General features: G+C 71.5%; 3 protein-coding genes. 2 read left to right on the forward strand and 1 reads right to left on the reverse strand.

Annotated elements, in window-relative coordinates:
• On the reverse strand, nucleotides 1–622 hold a 622-nt coding region (locus GKQ77_RS31730; protein ID WP_219692569.1), incomplete at its 3' end, for a ThiF family adenylyltransferase.
• 372 nt (nucleotides 623–994) lie between these two features.
• Between GKQ77_RS31730 and GKQ77_RS31735 the strand changes: the two genes are divergently transcribed.
• Nucleotides 995–1618 carry a M48 metallopeptidase family protein gene (locus GKQ77_RS31735; RefSeq protein ID WP_219692570.1) on the forward strand — a complete coding sequence of 208 codons (624 nt, stop codon included), beginning with the start codon at nucleotides 995–997 and terminating at the stop codon, nucleotides 1616–1618.
• 117 nt (nucleotides 1619–1735) lie between these two features.
• Nucleotides 1736–2312: TerD family protein (locus GKQ77_RS31740; protein WP_219692571.1), on the forward strand; the 577-nt coding region annotated here is incomplete at its 3' end.

Raw genomic sequence — 2312 nt, forward strand, 5'->3', positions numbered from 1 at the left:
GTGTGGGGTGGTTCGGGCGGGGTGGCCGGTCGGGTGCCGCCTGGCGCACGAGCCGTCGCGCGGTCGTGTCCCTGCGCTGCCCGATCGCCTCGGCGGGCAGTCCGCCCGGCGCGACGTCCCACGGCTCCACATGTCCGCCGTCCAGCACCTCGACGCGGCCCACGCCCGCGCCCGCGAGGACCGATGCCACGACGGCGCCCACTCGGCCCGCCCCCTGGACGCGGACCCGCATGGCCCGGCGCGCCGCCAGCTTGTCGATCGCCTCGCCGGGCTCGGATGCGAGGAGCGACAGCGAGGCCAGGTCGGCCCGCAACCGGTCCATGGGGCCGCTCCGCTTGCGCAGGGCGTCGGCCGCGGGGCCGCCGCCCGTCGAGTCGTCGAGCAGGCCGGCCCGCGACAGCTCTCCCATTAACGCGTCCACGTGCCCGTCGGGCAGGCCCATCCGCTTGGCCTCCTCACGCAGGAGCGGCAGTCCGCGAGTGCCGTCGAGGAGGGTGAGGAAGCTGCTGGTCGCGGTGTCCATCGGGCCGAGGACCAGGGCGTGCGCGGGCGCGACCCCGAATTGCACGGTGCTCAGGTCCCGCCAGCCGCGCCGCAGTGCGGGCTTCAGTGTCGGATGCATGGTCGTCCCCCGTCGTCCGGTCGGCGCGGTCCTGTCCGCCGCGTCGATCGAATGTCAGGATGCCCGGCGCGCCGGATGGGTGCGGCGCGTTATCCACAGGCGGGGGGTGCTTGTCGTATTAATGGGTGGTGCGGTCGGCCCCAGTGGGCGTTATGGGCCGTGCGGTCCGTCCCGGTGGGCGTCAACGGGCCGTGCGGTCGGTCCCGTGGGCGTCAATGGGCCGGGTGGTCGGCCCCCACGGGCGTGCCGTCGGTCGCATGAGTCGCGCTGCCAGTCGTACTAGTCGAACCAGTCAAACGTCCGGCGAGTGGATCGGCGCCGAACCGTCCCGGAGGCGGGACTTCCCCCATGCCCAGCGGGTAACGTCGGGGCGTGCCCGCCGACCCGTCCCCTCGCGTCGCTGGGGAGACCTCAGCGCGTCGCGCCGGAACTCCCCAGCGCAGCACGGCCAGTCCGCCGCCGCCCGGCGCGGGAGTCGGCGCGGTCGAGGTCAGACGCAGTGCCCGCCGCCGCAGAACGGTCTCGGCGTACCGCGAGGGCGACCGCACCGTCGTCCTCATCCCCGCCCGCATGTCCGAGGCGGAGGAGCAGCGCTGGGTCAACGTGATGCTCGACAAGCTGGCCGCGCAGGAGAGCAAGCGACTTCTCGGTGACGCGGAGCTGTCCGAACGCGCCGAGCAGCTGTCCGAGCAGTACTTCGACGGCCAAGCGAGGCCCGCCTCCGTTCGCTGGGTCACGAACCAGAACACCCGCTGGGGTTCCTGCACTCCTTCCGAGGGCAGCATCCGCCTTTCGCACCGGCTGCAGGGCATGCCCGAGTACGTCGTGGACTACGTCCTCGTCCACGAGCTGGCCCACCTTCTCGTCCCCGGTCACGGACCGCGTTTCTGGCGCCTTCTGGAGGCCTACCCGCGCACGGAGCGGGCCAGGGGGTACCTCGAAGGGGTGGTCGCGGCCGGTCGGCTGCCCCATCTGCCGACCGCCCGCGAGGAGTGAACGTCCGCCGGATCCCACGGTTGTGTAGCGGGTCTGTACCGGCTTGGTTCACTGTCGGACTTTGCGGTTAGCCTGGCGCGACGCATTCACATTCGGGATGGGGGACGGTCGTTACGTATGGCCAGGGAATTCCAACGCGGCCACAAGGCCAAGATCAGTGACCTCACCGCGGGCACCGATCTGTACGTAGGCGTGCAGATCGCGGCTCCCGGGCTGACCTTCGACATCAGCTGCTTCGGCCTCGACGCGAGCGAGCAACTGTCGGACGACCGTTACTTCATCTTCTTCAACCAGCCGAAGTCGCCCGAGGAGTCGATCCAGCTCCTCGGCGCGCAGGCGGGTGACACCGAGTCCTTCCGCGTCACGCTCGACCGCATCCCGCAGCAGATCCAGCGGCTGTCGTTCACCGCGACGATCGACGGTGCCGGGCAGATGTCGCAGGTCGCCTCCGGATACATCCGCGTCGTCGCGGGCGGCGAGGAAGTGGCCCGCTACGCCTTCAACGGCGCGGAGTTCTCCACGGAGCGCGCCGTCATGCTGGGCGACTTCTACCTGAAGGACATGTGGCGGTTCGCCGCGATCGGCCAGGGCTTCGACGGCGGGCTCGACGCCCTCCTGAAGAACTTCGGCGGCGAGGTCGCCGAGGAGGAGCCCGCGCCCGCGCAGCCGCAGGCCGCCGCGCCCTCCTTCGCGC

The sequence above is a fragment of the Streptomyces anatolicus genome (assembly GCF_019400875.1).
In the GTDB taxonomy this organism is placed as follows: Bacteria; Actinomycetota; Actinomycetes; order Streptomycetales; family Streptomycetaceae; genus Streptomyces; species Streptomyces anatolicus.